The sequence below is a fragment of the Ruminococcus flavefaciens ATCC 19208 genome, assembly GCF_000518765.1.
Lineage (GTDB): Bacteria > Bacillota > Clostridia > Oscillospirales > Ruminococcaceae > Ruminococcus > Ruminococcus flavefaciens.
Genome location: NZ_KI912490.1, coordinates 218703 through 239232 on the forward strand (window position 1 = coordinate 218703; position 20530 = coordinate 239232).

Genomic DNA, 20530 nt, shown 5'->3' on the forward strand with positions numbered 1-20530 from the left:
AGCCCGCCCCCTAAGATATTATTACATTATTCGTTTATCAGGTCGTAGAAGCTGTTGACTCAAGATACTTGTTACTGCTGTCCCACTTGTAGAGACCTGTGTCTACAAGAACGTCCAGATTATCCTTAGTAATTACATAAGGAACGAGGAGATATGAAGGAACCTTCTTTACGCCGTTGTCATATGACTCTGTATCATATGATGCCTCAGCAGAAAGTGAGTCTACAAGGCTTGCATCAGGTGTCTGACCTGAAAGGATAGCCTTTGATACTTCGAGAGTAACACCAGCCTCATCGCTTACGTTCTTATATACAGTCATTGACTGCTTTCCGTCAACGATATTCTTGAGGTTAGCGATATCGCCGTCCTGACCTGTAACGATAGGTGAATTACCGCCATTATAGTCAGTAGAGATAGCCTGAGCTACACCAAGAGCTGTTGAGTCATTTGAACAGAGAGCAACATCAAGCTGTGTGCCGTCTGAATAGTATGAAGCGAGAGTATTCTGCATATTCTCAAGAGCCTTATCTGTAGACCATGAATCTGTAGCTACCTGCTCAAACTTCTTCTTGCCCGACGGGATCTTGAGCTTGCCTGCGTCGATGTACTCCTTAACAGCGTCGTATGCACCGTTGAAGAAGAAGCCTGCGTTATTATCAGCAGGATCGCCTGCTGTGAATTCGATATTGAAAGGACCGTCGCTGTTCTTCAGATCAAGTGCATCAACAACGTACTCGCCCTGAAGCTTACCAACTGTGTAGTTATCAAATGAAACGTAGTATGAAACTGCGTCTGTATTCATGATAAGACGGTCGTAAGCGATAACTGAGATACCTGCATCCTTAGCATCAGCAAGTGTCTGAGAAAGTGTGCTTCCGTCGATAGCAGCGATAAGGAGAAGGTCTACCTTATCAGCGATCATGCTCTGGATATCGTTGTTCTGCTGGTTTGTATCATTATCAGAATACTTCAGCTCAACATTATAACCTGCTTCTTCAAACTGTGACTTGAGGTACTCACCGTCACGGTTCCAACGCTCAAGAGACTTTGTAGGCATTGCTATGCCGACTGTCTTGCCGCCTGAACTTGTGTTTTCATTGCCAGCATCGCTTTCGGTTGCAGCATCAGCTGCCTTTGTTGTAGTATCTGCGTTGTTACTGTTGTTGCTGTTAGTGCTGCTGTCGTCGGATGAGCTGCTTCCGCAGGCAGTGAATGCGCCTAACATCACCAGTGAGCTTACAGCTGCAAGAAACTTTTTCATTTTCATTGAAGATTCCTCCTTAATTGTAAAAAAATACTTGTTAAAAAATTGTTGCCTTACTTTAAATTATAACGATAACCGTCATAAAATATTTTACTCTCTTTTCGTTAAAGTGTCAATTGTTATATCAGCATTTTGGCGGATTGAATAACATCGCTCCACATTTTATATGCATAATGACAATCAGCCCTTCAACGATTCATTCTTTTGTGTTACAGTTATATAAAAATCGCGCGTTTTATACAAATGGTAATCCATTATGTGTATTTTGTCTTTCTATATAGTATAAACGTAGCATCTCTTCACAAACGGACAACTATTTTATAATTTTTTTATTTACTTAAAAATCTATCCATGCACAAAATACCTTACCATATAAATAAGAATTTACTTTTGAATATCTCACGAGATCATCTTTTTCATTTATGCAATATACCCATGTCTTACAGCTACTTGAAATAGTCAGCAGCAGATGTTATAATAAATGTGTACTCACTTCGCCTTAATAAGCAAAATAAGGTGCAGGAAAAAGTGAAATGATAAAAGGCGGACAACACAATGGCAGAAATAATGATAATTGACGATGATACTCATATAAGCGATATGCTATGCGAAGTTCTGCTGGGCGAGGGATATACTGTATCCAAGGCATATTCGGGAACAGAAGCACTTATGCTGCTTTCCGTCAGAAAGCCCGATCTGATACTTCTCGACCTTATGCTCCCGGGACTCAGCGGCGAAGAACTGATAAAAAGCATAAAGGATATCCCTGTGATAGTGGTTAGTGCAAAAACAGCCACTTCAGATAAAGTCGGACTGCTCCTCAGCGGTGCTGCCGACTATATGACCAAGCCCTTTGATATTAACGAGCTTCTTGCAAGAATAACCGTACAGCTCCGCAAAAGCCGCAGTTTATCCGATGGCGTGATAAAATGCGGCGAATTGCAGCTCGATACAGATTCTCACAATGTCAGCTTTGCAGGCAAGGATATAAAGCTCACCAGAACCGAATACGCTATCCTGAAGCATCTCATGCAGAACGAAGGACAGGTTGTCGCAAAGCTTACCATACTTGATAGAATAAGCAATGATACTCCCGACTGCACCGAGGACTCACTTAAAATACACGTTCATAACCTCCGCAGGAAACTAAAAGCCGTATCGGACACAGATTACATATCCGCAGTATGGGGCATAGGCTTCATGCTGAAATGTTAACCATATCTTAACTCATTCCTTAACCGTTTTCTTAACCATTTGATGCTATAATGGTCTCAGAAAGAAAAAAGGAGGTTCTTATATGGACTATGTACTAAAAACCAATGCCATAACAAAAAAGTACAAGGACTTCAAAGCACTTGACGGACTTACCATGAACGTGCCAAAGGGTTCTATATACGGATTTGTTGGCAGAAACGGCGCAGGAAAAACTACGCTCATACGCACGGTATGCGGACTTCAGCCGCCGACTGACGGCACATTCGAGCTTTACGGAGTAAAAAATACAGACAGCGCCATTTCCGACACAAGAAAAAGAATGGGTGCAGTTGTAGAGACTCCATCTATTTACCCATATCTTACAGCAAAACAAAATCTTGAGATACAGCATGAGATAATGGGGATCCCAAGTAAAAAAAATACAGACGCTCTTCTTGAGCTTGTAGGGCTTAAAGATACAGGAAAGAAAAAGGCAAAGGACTTTTCACTGGGTATGCGTCAGCGTCTCGGAATAGCCGTTGCACTCTGCGGAAGCCCCGACTTCCTTGTACTTGATGAGCCTATAAACGGTCTTGACCCACAGGGAATAATCGAGGTGCGTGAGCTAATACTGAAGCTGAACCGCGAAAAAAACATAACCATACTCATATCCAGCCATATCCTTGATGAGCTTTCAAAGATAGCTACTCACTACGGCTTCATCAACGACGGTCATATTGTCCGCGAAATGAGTGCAGAGGAGCTTGAAAACGAATGCCGCAAGTGTGTGCGCATGAAAGTCACCGATACTTCTGTCCTCGCAAGGATTCTTGACGGAATGGGAATAGAATATAAGATAATCGACAACGAGTCAGCCGATGTCTTTGCTTCTCCGAATATAACCAAGCTTGCTTTCAAACTCTGGGAGGAAAAATGCGAGATACTCTATGTATCCGAGCATGACGAAAGCCTTGAAAGCTTCTTTATATCACTTGTAGGAGGTGGCAGCAATGAATAACCTCCTGAAAGTAAATTTTAGCCTGATGAAATACAGATTTGATGTCAAATGCTGTATGGTAATGAGTGTTGTTCTCGGTATTATCTATCCTGTTTTGGGAAAGCTAAACGATAATCTTACATGGTTCGATATGTTTGAAATGGGAATAATGATGATAATGCTGCTGTCAGCAATAGGCGGCCTCTTCATAAGCCGTGATTACACAAACAATACCATACGCAACAAGCTTACCGTAGGTCACAAAAGGAACGATATCTACCTCGCCAACCAAATAACAGACATACTTATATTCTGCCTGCCAGTGATAATTTACATCATAACATCGGTGATATGCAATATTTGTTTCATAGGTACAAAGACTCTTGATATATCTGCCTTTACCAAAAATGTTACAGTATATCTGTTCGCACATATCGCTACATCAGCCATAACCACATTTGTAGCAATGACTGTAAAAAGCAATGCTGGCGGAGTACTGACTCTGATCCTTATGTATCCGACAATGATATTCTCTGTTTTATCACAGGAATTCGGAGAATCGAAGTGGCTGGAAATAGTCAATGATATAATCCCGCTCAGTCAGCTTGCAGTTCTTATGATGCCCGACAAAGAGCCGGCTGTCCACATACTCTATTCAGTATTGATAACCATAGTATTTATACTTGGCGGAATGGCAATATTCCGCAGGGCAGATCTCAAATAACAAAACAGGAGGAAAAAAATGGTATTATGTCTGTTATGCGCCCCAGTTGTTATTATACTTCTCATCGCAAAGATATATATGCTGAAAAAGTCAGCACGGGAAATATACGAGCAGTTTGCTGACAGACTGAAAAAAGATACCAACACCCCTGTTTGTGTTTCCAGCAGCGACAAGGACATAAAACAGCTTGCCGACAGCATAAATACTCAACTTGCCATACTCCGTAATGAGCAGCTGTCATACATCAACGGCAACAACGAGCTGAAAAACTCGATCACAAACATATCTCACGACCTGCGCACTCCCCTTACAACTATACGCGGATACCTTGATATAGCAAAAAAGACAGATGATACACAGAAGCTGCACCGATATATGGATATAATCTCAGAGCGCACAGAAGCAATTCAGAAGCTCACAGAAGAGCTTTTCTGCTACTCCATGATAGTATCAAAGGACGAAGTCCCCGAGCTTGAAGATGTCTATATAAATCAGCTCCTTGCAGAGAGCATCAGCAGCTTCTATCCTGTACTGACACAAAATAATATTACTCCTGTGATTGATATTACCGATGAGAAAATAATACGCCGTGTCAATAAGGAGTCTATGTCACGTGTATTCTCGAATATACTCCACAATGCCGTCAAATACAGCAAGGGTGACCTTGAAATACACCTTGACGACACAGGTATTATAACATTTTCAAATACTGCCGATGAAATAACTCCCATACAGGCAGAACAGCTTTTCGACCGTTTTTACACTGTTGAGACAGCAAGAGGCTCAACAGGTCTCGGACTCCATATCGCACGTTACCTGTTAAACGAAATTGGCGGAAGCATAACAGCATCCTACCAAAACGGAAAGCTTATATTCACAATAACAATATGACCTCAGCCCTCGCAGCAATGCCGTGAGGGCATTTTATTGAATGCACAATTTATAAATTATTCACACATTATCATTGACTATATATGATAAAAATGTTATAATATAGGAGATATGATACAATAATATTTAATATATTTGATTTTATTTAACTAAATATACAATTTCAGGGGGGATTTGTATGTTCAGCAATGATAAGATATTCAATAAAATAGCTGAAGCTCTCCTTGTGGACTATTCGAGCGTTTACTATGTCAATGCCGTGACCAATGAGTATCAGTGGTATTCTGTAGATCCCGAGTTCCATTCTCTGCATATAGAACAGGGCGGCAAGGATTTCTTTAAAAATATAATACGTGATGCGGATAAAGTAGTTTATGAAGAGGACAAGCATATCTTCACGGAAGGCTTCCAAAAGGAAAAGCTCCTGTCTGATATAAAGGCGGATACTATGCAAAGCATAGAATACCGTCTTATGATAGACGACAAGCCTGTATATCATACCCTCAGACTCATACGCGGTGTAAGCGATGATGAGGATTATTTTATTCTTGGCGTCATAAATATAGACGAGAGAGTGCGTGAACGCGAAAGACTGCGTCAGGCAGAAAACGAACGTGAGTTATATTCGCGCATATCCGAATCACTTGCTGCCTATTATGATGTGCTTTTATATATAGACTCGGAAACAGGCAGTTTTTCGGAGCTTTCATTTGACAAGAAAACAGGAACTATATGCGTCACAAATGAAGGCAGTAATTTCTTTGAGTCCATGACGGTAATGATTAGCAATAATTTCTACCGCCTTGACCAGAAAAATATTATCAGGACACTGACACAAGAAAATCTCAAGAACGAGCTTCAGGATAAAAAACAGTATATTATCGAATCCCGTATAGTATCAAACGGTGAGCCTATACACACAAGGCTCACAGCTATGTGGTCAAGCGATCACTCTCACTTTATAATCGGTATCGAGAATATCGAAGAACAGCTCAAAAAAGAACAGGAACAGCTGGAAGCTCTGAAAATAGCCAATGAAATAGCACGGCGCGATGAGCTTACAGGAATAAAGAACAAGAATGCTTTCTATGAGCTTGAAAAGACTGTACAGAGCAATATCGACAATGGTCTTGACTATCTGCCATTTGCCATAGTTGTATGCGACATCAACGATCTTAAACATATAAACGATCGCTATGGTCATAAGGAAGGCGACGAGTATATCAAAGCTTCATGCAAGCTTATCTGCGATATATTTACTCACAGCCCTGTTTTCAGAGTAGGCGGCGACGAATTTGTCGTATTTCTCAAAAGCTCTGACTACGAAAACCGCAGCTCACTTATTGAACAGCTGCAAAATCAGGTCATCGAAAATCAGAAGAAAAAGGACGGTCCCATTGTAGCAAGCGGCATGGCAGTTTACGATCAGAATCACGACAGTCATTTTACCGATGTTTTCGAGCGTGCCGATACTATGATGTACGAAAATAAAAAATGGCTGAAGGACGGCAATGTCCGCAGACATATGCACGGTCCTGACAGCCTCGAGGCTCCGATACCGCTTGAAAGGAAAAAGAAGCTCGATGCGCTTTTTGATGCCTTTGATGTAGTGGCTGACGGAACATATGTCTATGTATGCGACATGAAGCACGATTATTCACGCTGGTCAAAAGAAGCTGTAAAATGCTTTGGTCTGCCGTCTGAATATATGCTTGGCGCAGGCAGTATCTGGGAAAAGCATATCCACTCCGAAGATGTTGAGATCTATCATGCAGGTATCTCAAATATCTTTTCGGGAACCGCTATCGGACATGATATGCAGTACAGAGCAAAAAAACTCAACGGAGAATATGTTCTTTGCACCTGCCGAGGAGTAGTTATCAGAGACCCAAACGAGATTCCCGAATTCTTCTGCGGCTCTATCCGAAACCACGGTATTCACGGACAGATCGACCCTCTTACAGGTCTGAGAAATCAGTACGGTTTCTTTGAAGACATCGAATCAAATATGGTCAAAAACATTCAGATGCGCATATGCATGGTAGGTATAGGAAAGTTTTCCGAGATCAATGAGATATACGGCTATCACTTCGGAAATATGGTGCTTCAGAAATTCGGAAGATATATGTTTGAAAACGTGGATAAATCGGAAACTATCTACCGGCTTGACGGTACAAAATTTGCAGTTCTCACAACGTCAAGAGAAGTTGACGAGATGAAGGAGCGGTATGATAAGCTCCGCGCACATTTCAGACAGGGCTTTTTCGTTGATGACAAGTTCATTATCCTTGATCTTAACGCAGGTCTGATAACTGTCGATAACTTCCTTATAGACGTACAGACGGTATATGCCTGCCTGAACTTCGCATACGGCGAATCAAAGATCCGCAGACAGGGCGATCTTGTCGAATTCTACAACGATCTCAACGATGAAAACAAGCACAGGATAGAAAAGCTCCATGTAATAAGAGCTTCCATAATGCAGAATTATCAGGGATTCTATCTGCTGTATCAGCCCGTTGTAGACGCTGAAACGGAACAGATAATCGGCGCGGAAGCACTTCTGAGATGGAAGAATGACGAATACGGTATAGTACCGCCGAATCATTTCATTCCTATTCTCGAAAAGGACCCTCTTTTCTTCAAGCTCGGTCAGTGGATACTGAAAACAGCTATACTCGGCGCAAAGGAGCTTATGAAAAAGTATCCCGACTTTGTAATAAACGTCAACCTTTCATATACTCAGCTTGAAAAGACAAACTTCCTTGATATGGTATTCAATACCCTTGAGGATACAGACTTTCCTCCCGAGCATCTATGCCTTGAGATCACGGAAAGATGCAGACTTCTCAATATGGATATGCTGAAAAACATTATCGTAAATCTGAGAGGACGGGGTATAAGGATAGCACTTGATGATTTCGGAACAGGCTTCTCATCTATGGAAATTGTAAAAGAGCTGCCGTTCGATGTCATAAAGATCGACAGAAGCTTCGTTATGAAGATAGAAGAAGATATGAAGGAACGCACATTTATAAAGACATTTGCAGAGGTATCCTCTACATACGGTGCAAAAGTCTGTGTTGAAGGAATAGAGACCGCGGGCATGCGGCATATACTTCTGAATTATCACGTTCACAGCTTGCAGGGATATTATTATTCACGCCCTGTAGAGCTTGAAAAGCTTCTTGAAATGAATACAGAACACGAAGAATGATCCCTAAGCAGCATAAACGTTGTTAAAACGGCGTTTATGCTGCTTTTATTTAATCATAAATACTATATAACACAACGTTAACAAAATATTATTATAAACAAACAAAAATAATAGTGTATTTGTGATATAATATACATATATAGCAAATGTTTTTGCTATATGTGGGGGTGATATGATGAATCAAAGTATTCAAATACAATTCTGTGCTTTGATCTTTTTGCTGCTTATATGCTACTATTCTTTCAAAAGGCAGAGCGTTATTCTTGAAAGTATGTGGATATACCGCCAGCTCGTTGTTGTGACTACTCTATGCGTAATGGCAGATATATGCTCAATAGACGCTATATTATATGCTCCCGAATCACAAGCCGCAATATATTGCAGAATATACCTGTTTCTGGTAATATGGACAAGTTTCCTGTCATTTAATTATGTATGCTATGATATTGTAAAGCTGCGGCACAAAAAGAAACTGCGGCGTTATTTCTTTATATTTACATTCATATTAAGTATAATACCGTTTGCACTTCCCATACACTGCAATAATGTACCCGGCGAAATATACAGCTACGGACCTGCCGTAACGTACACGTTCATAGTTGCACCTATATACATAATTGGCTCGATACTGATGATACTGTTTTTCAACAAGCTGATGAATCCATACCGCAGCCACGCCGCTATGCTATGGATGCTGCTTGAAACTACGGGAGCTATGATACAGCTGTTCAACCGCCAGATACTTCTTGTAAGCTTCTCAATGGCACTGGGCGTGACAATTCTTTTTGCAAAAATGGAAAATCCCGACTCAGGTATAGACCGAAATCTGGGAATATATCGTATCCAGATGCTTTATGAATACTTAAAACAGCTTTTCGACAATAACAAGAAGAATTACTCGCTGATCATTATCACAAATGAAAGTACGGAAAAAACTTCTCTCTCGGAAGATCTGCTGCTTGAAGTATCGAACTATCTGAAGAAATCTATCAGCGACAAGGTATTCCGAGGAATAGCCAATGACCTTGTTATCGCTGTTCCCGATGACGGCGGACTGGATCAGGAACTGGTACAAATAAAGAAAAGATTTGAAGCAGGTTGGTCGGATAATCAGTTTATAAATCCGCATTTCATTTCTGTCCCCTCATTAAAGCTGTTCAAGAACGAATCTGAATTTTTTTCAGCATATCGCTATTATTCAAACATCGTAAGCGACAATCACGAGGAATGCTTTGTTTTCGATAACGATGCTATAAATAATATGGAAGAATACCGTACAATGCAGAACGAGATCAAATCAGCACTGAGTGAGGACAGGTTCGAGATATTCCTTCAGCCTATATACTCCGTTCAGGAGCAGAGCTTTGTATCCGCAGAAGCTCTTGTGCGTCTGCGAGGCAAAGACGGCAATATTATAATGCCAAACCGTTTCATTCCTATCGCAGAGAGTTCAGGACAGATAGAACAGTTAGGAGAAAGAGTTTTCGAGCTTGTTTGCAGGCTGATACACAGCAATGACATTTCAGCTATAGGACTGCAATATATCGAGGTAAATCTTTCGGTAGTACAATGTGAAAATCCCGAACTTGCTCATAAGTTCCTGAAAATAATGCATAAATACGACATCAATGCCGATAAACTCAACCTTGAGATTACCGAATCGGGCGCAATAAAACAGAATGATGTGCTCCTTGATAATATGGAGTATCTCCGCAAATTCGGCTGTACCTTCTCGCTTGATGATTTCGGCACAGGAGAATCCAATCTGAATTATGTCGTAAATATGCCTGTTGACATAATCAAATTCGACCGTACTATGATACGTTCATATTTTTCAAACGAAAAGGCAAAAATAATGCTTGAATCGGTAACGGAAATGATAAAGCGCATGGGTATGCATATCGTTGCCGAAGGAGTCGAGGAACAGCATCAGCTCAAGCAGCTTTCCGATCTGGGAATAGACTATATACAGGGCTATTACTTCTCAAAGCCGCTGCCTGTCGATGATTTTCTCGATTTCATCCGCCGAAACAATTCCTCCACCTCCAAAATATAGCGAACAGCCGTCCATATGACCAATGGACGGCTGTTTGTGTATTATCTGTTATTGATGCTCTCTGGATAAAGATCGTGATGAGAGAGTCTGTCCCACGCAAGCTCCTCCCATTTTGTACCCGGCTTGCCGTAATTGCAGTACGGGTCTATGGAAATACCGCCGCGGGGCAGGAATTTTCCCCATACCTCGATATATTTCGGAGACATAAGCTTTATGAGGTCCTTCATGATTATATTTACGCAGTCCTCATGGAAGTCTCCGTGATTGCGGAAGCTGAAAAGATACAGCTTCAGCGACTTGCTCTCCACCATTACCTTATCGGGAATGTAAGAAATATATATTGCCGCAAAATCAGGCTGTCCTGTAATAGGACAAAGGCTCGTGAACTCAGGGCAGTTGAACTTTACGAAATAATCGTTATCGGGGTGCTTATTGGGGAATGTCTCAAGCACGGAAGGGTCGTAGTCCGAGGAATATTTTGTATTATTGTTTCCGAGAAGAGTTATGCTTCCCTTTTCGTTCTCGCTTCTTCCGCTCATATTATTCTCCTTTCATTGCAGGGTCATGTACACCGTTTGCCTCAAATGCAGCTATCCTATCACGACAGGTGCCGCATACTCCGCACGGCTTGTCGCCGCCCTCATAGCAGCTCCATGTAAGCTCATAGGGTACACCGAGTTTCAGTCCCTTAGCCACTACCTGTGCCTTATTTATGCCGATAAACGGAGCGACAACTTTCAGCTCGCAGCCGCTTCCGAGGTAAATAGCGCGGTTTATAGCGTCGTTGAAATCGCTGCTGCAATCAGGATAGGCATTGCCTGCCGCATCATCACTGTGAGCGCCGTAGTATATCTCCGTACAGCCGTTTGAAAGAGCGATACTTGCCGCAGATGCGAGGAAAAGTCCGTTTCTGAACGGAACATAGGTGGAAACAGGCTTGCCGTCAGTCTTTTCGAGCTGCTTGGCATAGCTCTCCTTAGGGATATCTCCGCTTGAACCTTTAAGCAGCGTACAGTCGCTGTCCGCAAAGATAAGCGCAAGGTCAAGCTCCTTATGCTTTACGCCGTAATGAGAAGCTATCTTACGAGCAGCTTCAAGCTCGCGGCTGTGCTTCTGACCGTAATAAAGAGAAAGCGCCAGCACATTATCGGCACCGTATTTATCAACTGCGATAGCGAGACAGGTCGTGCTGTCAACGCCGCCGCTGAATAAGACCAAAGCTTTCATAATATCCTCCTCAGTCGAATTTTACAAGCTCTTTAAGCTCCGCACTGTCGCGGAATGCTCCCATAAAAGTACCGGTTACTGTTTTGGCATTAGGATTTCGGATACCTCTTGCAGTCATGCAGCTGTGGCTTCCGCGTATCATTACTCCCACATCGGGAGTACCTGCTGCCTCAGATATTATCTCGGCAATATCCCTGCCCAGTCTTTCCTGCAATTGCAGACGCTTGGCAGCCATATCGCAGATACGTGCTATCTTGCTGAGTCCGAGGACTTTACCATGGGGAACATACGCAACATTCACGCTCATATCATACATGAGAGCGATATGATGCTCACAGTAACTGAAAACAGTTATATCCTTCATAACAACAGCACTGTCCATATCGGCATTGTAATCAGCTTCAAAGGTCTTTCCGAACATTTCTGCTATCTGATGATTTGTATAGGCAGTTCCCTCAAGGACCTCCTCAAGCATACGTGCAACACGGGCAGGAGTTTCTTTAAGTCCCTCACGCTCAGGATCCTCCCCTATAGCTTTGAGTATTCCGAGAACATGATATTCTATTGCTTCTCTGTCCATTATACTCCCCTCCTTGAAGGTTCCCAGATAAACTTATGCAGCTGGAGCTGAAGCCTTACACCGTTCATTTTATGCTCCTCCATAAATGTGACTATATCCGCAGGGTCTATCTCACCGAAAACCGGGCTGATATACACATGGCAGCGTCCCACAAGTCCGTAATCCTCTATTATCTCCGCAGCCCTTTCAAGGTCTTCCATACTTCCCGATACGAATTTCACAGTATCATGCTCGCCGAGGAGTCTGAAATTATCCCTGCACATAAATTCTTCCATACCGCTCGACGGAAGCTTGTAGTCCATAGTAAATATTGGGCGGCGCTCTGCCGCAGCGAATTTTTCAAGGTATATACTGCCGTTTGTTTCTATTTCAACCCGGCAGCCCTGCTTTATAAGCAGCTCTGCCACCGGCATACATTCCTTTTGCAAAAGCGGTTCTCCGCCTGTAAGCGTAACATTGACAATGCCGTTTTCGGCTACCCATTCTGCTATTTCTTCGGGAGTCTCATACTCAGCAGGAGCAGACTCGCAGTTTGCCCAGCTTGTATCGCAGTAAGAGCAGCAGAGATTACAGCCTCTGAAACGGATAAAAGCAGCAAGCTCACCTGCGTGAGCCCCCTCACCGTTAATACTTATAAATTTTTCAACTACAGAAAGCATCAGTTTTCCTCCTCATAACACGCACAGTTCTCGGGTGTTTCGTATACAGCAACGCTCTCTGCCGGAAGCCCCTCAGCTTTGAGGAGTCCGTAGAAATGCTTAGCCAGATTCTCGGCTGTGGGGCGAAAATCCACTTCAATAAGGTGAAAATTCTCGTCATTCAGAGCCGCAAGAGTCGCAGCCTTCAGCGAACCTTTTTCGTAAATTAGTGCATGGTCAAAGCTCTTTGCAAGATCGCGCACTGCTTTTTTTAAATCGCCGAAATCAACTACCATACCGCGTTTTTCGCCGCTCGGAGCAAGCTCGCTGCTTTTAACAACTACCTCTATTTTCCAGCGGTGGCCGTGAATATTGGCACATTTCCCATTATATCCGGCAAGAAAATGAGCACTGTCAAATTCCGCAGAAGTTCTCAGTCTGTACATATCATCACCTCGTGGACATGTTCGGCGCGTAATTACGCCTCTTAACATATAAAAAGCGTCTGCCATGAGCAGACGCACCTGTTTCATAGAAAGAGCGCAGTCTCCCCCGCACTCACAGATGCCCTGGTTTTATTTAACGACAGGATGGCGCAAACGAACTGTCGGGAAATACTCCGTTTCATATTATATCATCTGTAACCGAATATGTCAAGCTAAAAAAACACTTCACACATAAAAAACGGTCCTGATGTAACATCAAGGACCGTTTTATTGGTGTTAAAGAAGTCTCTTCTTACGTTTTCTGATAAACACAGCAGCTGCACCTGCAAGCAGTAATGCTACTCCTGATGTTATCTTGAACCATGTCTTACGGAAAAGGAGCCTGAAAATATTTGTAGTTACGAGTATGTTCTTATAGCGATACTCCTCCTCATTTCCTGCCATATCCGTAAGAACGACACATACCTCACGTGCACTGCTTGAATTCGAGATATTGAATGAGCATTCATCATCGTTCAGCCTTGTATTTACAGGCAGACCGTCAACATACACGCGGATATTCTTCAATACGATATTATCCGAAACAGAAAGCCTTGCAGTATAGCTCTCGCCTCTGTAAGTTCTGTTGTTTTCTATATTGAGCGGTATACAAAGCGGCTTTGTCTTATCGACGCAGAATGCTACCTCTGCATTCTTTTTATCCGAATCGCTGACATTCAGATTTCCTGCTTCATCATACGAATGGATAGAGACTGTGTATCTTGCATCGTTATCGAAATTACGCGAGAAAATAGTATAGATATATTTTGACCATTCATCAATTCCGCCCTGAACATCAACGATATAATCCACACCTTCTTTAAGCTCAGTCATTTCTGAATCCTTAGTAATGAAAACGCTGTGCTGCTTTGCGTGTTTATCCGCGTTATATTCAGTAATGATAACATCCTTTGGACTTGAAATATATCCGCCGTTGATAGCAGCTGTATCCTTGCTGAGAGTAAATGTAGAACCGAATCTGTTGACAGAAAATCTGAATTTCTTTTCTATCTTATTTGCAGCATTATCCTCAGCAGTAGCCTTGATGGTGTAAATATCATCATATTCGGGCTTATTCGGGATATTGTCGAAAACATATTCGTAGCCGCCGTTCTTCTCGGTAAGCTCACCGTGGATATCCACTACCTTGCCTCTGTTTACGCCCTGAAGCTCGACCTTTATGGTATCCTTATTGATATTGGTATCATCAAAACGTATACTCGGGCGTATTTCCTTGCTGTTATTTGACTTGCTGATACTGCTGAAGCTTACGGTAGGCTTCTGTGTATCCACAGAGAAGCTTCCATTGTATGTTTCGAGTTGATTTCCCGCCTTGTCGCTTCCTGATACAGTCATATCATAATCGCCGTTCTTATCGAATTTAATTGTAGAAACGTAATAATTACCGTTCTTGACCCAGCTTGAAGCCTTTGGGAACCCATCAGACCTGTTATTATATGTACCGTATATATTGATCCTGTTGGGGTCGAAGTTTGCATCTGCTATTCTCAGTGTAGCAGTAACAGTATCATTATAATAGCGCTGATTTGAAACGCCCTTGTCAAAGCTTACTCTCAGAGTCGGCGCTGTGCCGTCAATAATGAATTCTCCCGAATCATATGGTTCAGCCTTGAGATCACCCATATCACTGCAATTTACAGTAAGCTTGTAAGTACCGTCCTTATCTATGGACACTTCCGCACGATACTGTGCTGTATCCGTTCCCTCGGTACCGCCTGCGAGAGTCCATGTGGGCTGCTGTTTCTCATTGTTAAGCATAACGTCCACAAGAGAAGCATCGAAGTTACGCTCGGTAACGGTTATTACTGCCTTTCTGCCCGACCTGAAGATATTCTTGTTTTCACTGTCAGCCGAACCGTTTCCGTCAGTAAACGAAACGTTGATAACAGGCTTTACCGTGTCTATACTGAACGACTCCCAAGCCGTATCGTCATAATTTGGATTTCCTGCTCTGTCATTCATTCGCAGAGCGATGCTGTTTCCGTTTGAATTCTGCGAAACCACAAGCTCTCTTGTAACCTCTGTAACAAGGTTGTTTTCGGACTTATCCTCACTTATGCTCCACAGCTCTGCATCGCTGTCCTCCTTGCCGCCGTCTGTGTTTATGCCGAGTCTTGTTTCATCAGCTCCCGAAACGGCGGTAAATACATCGGCAATTCCCGAGAACGAATCCCGAACCGTAAGCTGAGCGCGGACTTCGGAATTGTAGAGCGGCAGTCCATCCCTGTCGGTATAGCTTGTTTTCGGAAGGACTATGGATACATGCTCCTCCTCGGAATGCTTATCGCTGTTTTCTGTAACAATACCCTGAGTTTCTGCTTCGACAGAACCCTTTCCGACATTATCCTCAGCAGTGAGCTTTACATAGCCCTTGAAATTGACAGGTACTCTAAGCTCCCATTCATCTCCTGCACGCTGAGCAGTTATATCGTCACCGACACGGTTTCCGTCCTTGTCAAAGAGCTTTGCCTTTACACCTGCTATACCTGAGGTCGGTGTTCCGTCATCGACTCTTACTCTTATTACAGCTTCTCCGTCAGAAAAGGCTTCAAATCTGAATCCGTTCTCTCCGCGAAGTATATCCGTACCGTTTATATCCGCACCTGCAATAACAGGAGCATCGAGATCAAGGTATACTCTTTCCTCCGAGATATCGCTTATGAGACCTGCGGCATCAGTTGAAGTCAGTCTTACATCAATACTTCCGCTCTCAATGCTGTTATCATATCTTCCGTCATCGTTCCTGCAGAGTCTGTGAATATTGCCGCACACCTTAACTTTGTATTCGCTGTCTGCGGTACATCTGAGGTATGCATCAAAGCAGTCCTGCTCCGAACTTTCTTCAAAGGCAAGGTAATACTTTCCGTCTTTAAGAAGATCGGCTTTGATATTGTATTCCGAGATCGGCAAAGAACGGCCTTCACCGTTGATCTCCACCGTTATCTGACTTATGCCCGAACACTTATCGGGATTAACGTCGGCTGCAAATAAGCTCAGCTTTATATCGCCGTAACTGCTGTACCACTTCTTTACGATAGTATCCTCGCCGTTTCTTATCTCCTGACGATATACCTTTGATGCGTCGGAATTATCAACAACGCTGCTCTTAGGTCTTGCAGTATCGACGATGATATTGATCTTCTTTTCTGTAGTATCAGTCCTTACGGAAGCAGTGTTATCCACATTATCAGTTGCCCTGATACTGATATAGGTCTTGAGATTTTTGCCTCTTAAATCCTGCTCGTTTATGACAGTTCCGAAGCTCTTTTCATCTCTGTTGCGCCACATCTTCTTAGCAGAACCGCTGTCATCACCGATGAAGAATTCAGCCTCCTTTACACCTGAACCCTCCACGCCGTTAAGGATATCGTTCACAGCGGCATTGATAATTGTTCCTTCTGTCAAGACATAATCGGTAGTGCCGTCTGCTCCCCTTACAGGTACAGCGCCGACAAGCTCCAGTAAATTGCCGTCAATAACAGGAGGAGCGCAGTCCATGCGTACATTGACAGTATATGCCTTTTCCGTGCCTGCTCCCGAATTTCCGCTGTTATCCACAGCGTAAACTTCTACCTTTTCAAGTATTACAGTATTTTTATATGCATCGGCAGGCTTCAGAGTTACCTTGAAGGTCTGAGACTCGGTATCGAAAGTAAGTGTCGGAACAGTCTTGTGAGTGTTCTTTACTTCAGATAAAGCCTTTTCATAAGCCTGAACAAATTTTTCAAACTGAACAGCAGCCTCACGGACTTCCTCAGCCTCCTCAGCCCTGTCCCCATATTTTTCAAGCTCGGTGATCTTAGAAGAATAGTATGCTCTCAGTTCATCGCAGACACCGCTCCTGATGAGCTTTTTATAGTAGTTGTAGCTATCGCCCTGATCTGCGTATTTTGACGCATTGACCTCTGAAAGCTCCGTACTTCTCAGAGCCTCGACAAGAGCCTTTTCAGCATTTCTGACTGCGCTGTTTTCAAGATATCCCTTTATTGCAGAGATATTGCTCCAGCCGCCCTCGGGTCTGTCAAATCTGTAGTCTCCTACTATAACCGAAGCTATTTCCTGCTTGTTTTCGGTAGGAGCATTTATAAATTTCTCATAAACATCACGTATTTCTTTTTCTTCATAGTAGACCGTATCATTCTCAGGTATCGGACATTCCTCTCTGTCATGTATATCAAGAGTGTATACCGCACCTTCCTTGCCATACCATTTATTCTCATCCTGTTCCTCGGTATCGGTAACGGTAGGTGCATTCTTATCGTTATAGAAGCAGATACTGTCATCAAGACCGCTGGACAATCCGTCAGCGTCCTTGATGATATTCTTTACGAGGATAAATACAGGATCCTTCAAAACAGTCGTATTGACACTGAATTTTCTTTCAGAAGGCTGTATAAACGCATTCATAGTACGCAGACCCGAAGCGTCATTTCCTGCGAAGGAATCATAACTGATAACACAGCTGTCAAATGAAGCAGGAAAAGTCATAAGTTCCTTATGCGGTGCACTGCTGTCCATAGAGAAGCAATTTTCGGTTCTGAGGGACATATCCTGAGAAGGTGCAAAGGTATAGCTTCCGAACTTTGTGAATTTCTTGTAATTGAGCTCGATATTGTTCATATCGGGTACATACGGTATCTTGCAATAGCCTATCGGCTTAGCTTTGTCGCTGATATCCGCGAACATTCTGCTAAGGTCTGCGCCCTTATAAAAGCCGTATGTATATCCGTCAAGGTAATAGTTGCCGAGTTCAAAATACGGTACTCTGAAGAAGTATTTATTCTCGCCTTCCTTTTCAACATGGAAGGAACGGATACTTTCCCTGCCTTCGTCACCTTCGAACTTGCTTTTTACGCTGACATTCCAGTTTACGCCCGTGATAACAAAGTCAGCATTGCTGCTGTATCTGAACTGCTCAAAGTTAAGGAGATCACTCATATTGAAGAAGTCATCCTCTACCTTGAAAGCCTGTGATATAGAGCCGTCGTTTATAGACAGAGCCTGCTTGTCCTTTGCTTCGATCCTGAGGTCATTGATATCCTTCCAGCGGAACGTCCTGTCCCCTGTCTCATTGCCTTTTCTGAACACCTTATAGTTCTCGGAAGCAGTGATACTGAACATTCTCGGCGAGACAATATAGCTTGCCCCCTCAAAATAGAGCCTGTATTCATCATTTCCGATGCTCTCGTATCTGAAGTTGAGAGGACGATCCACGGTCACGGTCTTTTCCTCAGCACTTCCGATAAGAGTGTACTCATCGTCAGGCTTTAAAGTTATCTCCGAGCCGTATTTACAGAAACCGTCCGCGGGAATACCCGAAACAGTAACATTTTTGACCTCATCAGAGACCTCAGCCTTGTAATAGGTATCATAAACAAGAGAAGTTCCCGAAGTGCTTTTCCTTCTGTACTCTGTACCTCCAATGTTTACTTTTTCACCCGAAGGCACAAAACCACGGTTGACTGTTACGGTACCGCCGTTCTCACCGTTGTAACCGTATGCAGGTTCAGTTCCGCTGAACACCGATACTACAAGGAGAATGAAATCCTGCTCGGAAATACCTCCGTTAACAACAACATTATATGTAGTTGTGAGCTGCTGAGTAGTAGTTGAGGTAGTAGTAGTAGTCGAAGTAGTAGTAGAAGTAGTAGTTGTTGTTGTCGCAGTTGTTGTTGAAGTAGTTACATCTTCGGTATTCTCATCATCATTGCCGACCTCATTCTCTTCCGCATTATTTCCGTTATCAGGCAGAGTAACAGTATCGGTATTCACGGTACCGACAGCTGAAGAGGCTGCCGAAGCAGGCAAAGTGCCAAAAGAATGGGCAACGAAAACGAGAGCCGCCGTAAAAGCTATTTTCTTTTTAAAATCAAAGATACTGTTATTCACTTTGACTTCCCTCCCTTTTTAACAACAAAAGCCACAGCTGCTCCCATGACAAGCAGTGAAGCCGCAAGTATCGGAGCCAGCATATTTCTGTTTTTTCCCTTTTTCAGATCATTTTCCACCTCGTCCGAAGTCATGATCTCCGTAACCGAAGTGACCGAAGCAGTTGTCAGAGTCTCTGACGTATCTGTACTGCTTGCTGACCTGACTGTAGATGTAGTTTTGGCAGCAGTGCTTGTTGAAGCCGTCGTTGCTGCCGTACTCTCCGCGGTAGTCACAGCAGGAGCTTTATCTCCCGTATCATCTGTCTCTGCCGCAGGCTGCTGAGCATTGTTAGCTTCATCATTATTTCCGCTGTCAGGCTGCTCAGCTGCTCTTTCAGCGCTGCTATCCGTAACAGTTATGCTTCCTCCGTTAAGGGCTGAAAAGCACTCTCTGCCGAACATAGCGTCATTGCTGTTGTAAGTAAAGATCATTATCTCAAAATCTCCTGCGCTGTCAGGCATTGATATGCCATATTCACCAGCAGGGGTATTTGCAGGTACATTTACTCTCAGGAATCCAACCTCGCCGTTGTCAGTAAATCTGCTCCTGCCTGAAACCTCAAAACAGGCAGAGACCGTATTTCCCGAATCCGAGCACCTGTATATATTTACTCCCGAAAGCTTTTTAGCTCTTGTTCCGACTTCATAATCACCTGCAAAGCTCAGTCTGCTGTCGAGCTCAAAAAGCATATTCAATGAAATGAAACCGCAGTTATTATTGATACAGACAGGTACTTCCACAATGGTATCGCTGCCAAGCTGAGACCTGTCTATCTCGCAGCTTCCAACGCTCACCTCGATATCCGACGGAGCTTCATAATCTGCTTCCGCATACAAGCATACACACGAAGGCAGTACAGCCACAGCCGCAGCAAGACTTATGATAGAGTTTACAAGCTTCATTTAGTTCTCCTGTTATCGTCAATAACATCAGGATCGGCGTTAATGACGATTATATTTCTGATTATTCTGAAATCGTTTTTCTTATCCTTATTATTTCCCACAACTAAGGTATCGCTGATATCTTCCTTTTTCTTCTTCCCGACAACGACAGTTATCATGCCGCTGTCCGCCTCATCATCGCCCGCCGCGGGATCATCTTCATTCTCAAAGGTACGTATGCTCATTGCCGCAGAATGAACTTTTTCCGCAGGCTCTGTCGAGCTTTTTCTTGATCTTATCTCAGATACCGTATTTGAGATGACCTTGAATCTTGCCGCCAGCATAACAGCTGTCAGCATTAGTACAATGCCTATCCCCAGAAATATCTGTGAGATTATCTGCCATTGAAAAGAATTCATATCCT

General features: G+C 43.1%; 15 protein-coding genes. 6 read left to right on the top strand and 9 right to left on the bottom strand.

The genetic code is table 11. From position 1 onward, the window contains the following. Positions 1-37: 37 nt before the first annotated feature. The gene (locus tag L870_RS0111165; RefSeq protein WP_037272048.1) at positions 38-1267 is read right to left on the bottom strand and encodes a substrate-binding domain-containing protein; all 1230 of its coding nucleotides are present in this window, start codon (positions 1265-1267) and stop codon (positions 38-40) included. 552 nt (positions 1268-1819) lie between these two features. Here L870_RS0111165 and L870_RS0111170 point away from each other — a divergent pair. The 6 genes from L870_RS0111170 (at position 1820) to L870_RS0111195 (ending at position 10343) form a co-directional block, all read left to right on the top strand. Beyond that, complete coding sequence (locus L870_RS0111170; protein ID WP_028518215.1) at positions 1820-2479, top strand: response regulator transcription factor; 660 nt, start codon at positions 1820-1822, stop codon at positions 2477-2479. An 82-nt stretch (positions 2480-2561) separates the two neighbouring features. After that, on the top strand, positions 2562-3476 hold the full coding sequence (locus L870_RS0111175) for an ATP-binding cassette domain-containing protein (protein WP_028518216.1): 915 nt from the start codon (positions 2562-2564) through the stop codon (positions 3474-3476). Next, on the top strand, positions 3469-4179 hold the full coding sequence (locus L870_RS0111180; RefSeq protein WP_028518217.1) for an ABC transporter permease: 711 nt from the start codon (positions 3469-3471) through the stop codon (positions 4177-4179). The genes L870_RS0111175 and L870_RS0111180 overlap by 8 nt, the downstream gene beginning before the upstream one ends. An 18-nt stretch (positions 4180-4197) precedes the next feature. Beyond that, positions 4198-5070: a sensor histidine kinase gene (locus tag L870_RS0111185; RefSeq protein WP_028518218.1), complete on the top strand. Its 873-nt coding sequence runs from the start codon at positions 4198-4200 to the stop codon at positions 5068-5070. Positions 5071-5248: 178 nt separating this feature from the next. Next, positions 5249-8287 carry an EAL domain-containing protein gene (locus L870_RS18590; RefSeq protein ID WP_028518219.1) on the top strand — a complete coding sequence of 1013 codons (3039 nt, stop codon included), beginning with the start codon at positions 5249-5251 and terminating at the stop codon, positions 8285-8287. A 175-nt stretch (positions 8288-8462) separates the two neighbouring features. Further along, positions 8463-10343, top strand: a complete 1881-nt coding sequence (locus L870_RS0111195; protein ID WP_028518220.1) for an EAL domain-containing protein — start codon at positions 8463-8465, stop codon at positions 10341-10343. A 41-nt stretch (positions 10344-10384) separates the two neighbouring features. On the opposite strand, the gene queF is transcribed toward L870_RS0111195, so the two are convergent. From queF to L870_RS0111235, 8 genes are all read right to left on the bottom strand, one after another. Beyond that, entirely contained in the window at positions 10385-10882 is a 498-nt protein-coding gene (gene queF, locus L870_RS0111200) for a preQ(1) synthase (protein ID WP_028518221.1), read from the bottom strand. Position 10883: 1 nt separating this feature from the next. Continuing rightward, a complete protein-coding gene (gene queC, locus L870_RS0111205; RefSeq protein WP_028518222.1) occupies positions 10884-11570 on the bottom strand; it encodes a 7-cyano-7-deazaguanine synthase QueC in 687 nt (228 codons plus the stop codon). A 10-nt stretch (positions 11571-11580) separates the two neighbouring features. Further along, positions 11581-12150 carry a GTP cyclohydrolase I gene (folE, locus tag L870_RS0111210; RefSeq protein WP_028518223.1) on the bottom strand — a complete coding sequence of 190 codons (570 nt, stop codon included), beginning with the start codon at positions 12148-12150 and terminating at the stop codon, positions 11581-11583. Next, complete coding sequence (gene queE / locus L870_RS0111215; protein WP_028518224.1) at positions 12150-12812, bottom strand: putative 7-carboxy-7-deazaguanine synthase QueE; 663 nt, start codon at positions 12810-12812, stop codon at positions 12150-12152. Before queE ends, folE begins: the two co-directional genes overlap by 1 nt. After that, the gene (gene queD / locus L870_RS0111220; RefSeq protein ID WP_028518225.1) at positions 12809-13234 is read right to left on the bottom strand and encodes a 6-carboxytetrahydropterin synthase QueD; all 426 of its coding nucleotides are present in this window, start codon (positions 13232-13234) and stop codon (positions 12809-12811) included. Before queD ends, queE begins: the two co-directional genes overlap by 4 nt. 276 nt (positions 13235-13510) lie before the next feature. Then, entirely contained in the window at positions 13511-19183 is a 5673-nt protein-coding gene (locus L870_RS0111225; protein ID WP_028518226.1) for a hypothetical protein, read from the bottom strand. Beyond that, the gene (locus L870_RS0111230) at positions 19180-20127 is read right to left on the bottom strand and encodes a hypothetical protein (protein WP_028518227.1); all 948 of its coding nucleotides are present in this window, start codon (positions 20125-20127) and stop codon (positions 19180-19182) included. The genes L870_RS0111225 and L870_RS0111230 overlap by 4 nt, the downstream gene beginning before the upstream one ends. Next, the gene (locus L870_RS0111235; RefSeq protein WP_028518228.1) at positions 20124-20525 is read right to left on the bottom strand and encodes a hypothetical protein; all 402 of its coding nucleotides are present in this window, start codon (positions 20523-20525) and stop codon (positions 20124-20126) included. Before L870_RS0111235 ends, L870_RS0111230 begins: the two co-directional genes overlap by 4 nt. Positions 20526-20530: the final 5 nt, after the last annotated feature.

Excerpts from the sequence above, each read along its gene's own strand:
- L870_RS0111165 (WP_037272048.1), bottom strand. The coding sequence starts at position 1,267 with ATGAAAATGAAAAAGTTTCTTGCAGCTGTAAGCTCACTGGTGATGTTA.
- L870_RS0111170 (WP_028518215.1), top strand. The coding sequence starts at position 1,820 with ATGGCAGAAATAATGATAATTGACGATGATACTCATATAAGCGATATG.
- L870_RS0111175 (WP_028518216.1), top strand. The coding sequence starts at position 2,562 with ATGGACTATGTACTAAAAACCAATGCCATAACAAAAAAGTACAAGGAC.
- L870_RS0111180 (WP_028518217.1), top strand. The coding sequence starts at position 3,469 with ATGAATAACCTCCTGAAAGTAAATTTTAGCCTGATGAAATACAGATTT.
- L870_RS0111185 (WP_028518218.1), top strand. The coding sequence starts at position 4,198 with ATGGTATTATGTCTGTTATGCGCCCCAGTTGTTATTATACTTCTCATC.
- L870_RS18590 (WP_028518219.1), top strand. The coding sequence starts at position 5,249 with ATGTTCAGCAATGATAAGATATTCAATAAAATAGCTGAAGCTCTCCTT.
- L870_RS0111195 (WP_028518220.1), top strand. The coding sequence starts at position 8,463 with ATGAATCAAAGTATTCAAATACAATTCTGTGCTTTGATCTTTTTGCTG.
- queF (WP_028518221.1), bottom strand. The coding sequence starts at position 10,882 with ATGAGCGGAAGAAGCGAGAACGAAAAGGGAAGCATAACTCTTCTCGGA.
- queC (WP_028518222.1), bottom strand. The coding sequence starts at position 11,570 with ATGAAAGCTTTGGTCTTATTCAGCGGCGGCGTTGACAGCACGACCTGT.
- folE (WP_028518223.1), bottom strand. The coding sequence starts at position 12,150 with ATGGACAGAGAAGCAATAGAATATCATGTTCTCGGAATACTCAAAGCT.
- queD (WP_028518225.1), bottom strand. The coding sequence starts at position 13,234 with ATGTACAGACTGAGAACTTCTGCGGAATTTGACAGTGCTCATTTTCTT.
- L870_RS0111230 (WP_028518227.1), bottom strand. The coding sequence starts at position 20,127 with ATGAAGCTTGTAAACTCTATCATAAGTCTTGCTGCGGCTGTGGCTGTA.
- L870_RS0111235 (WP_028518228.1), bottom strand. The coding sequence starts at position 20,525 with ATGAATTCTTTTCAATGGCAGATAATCTCACAGATATTTCTGGGGATA.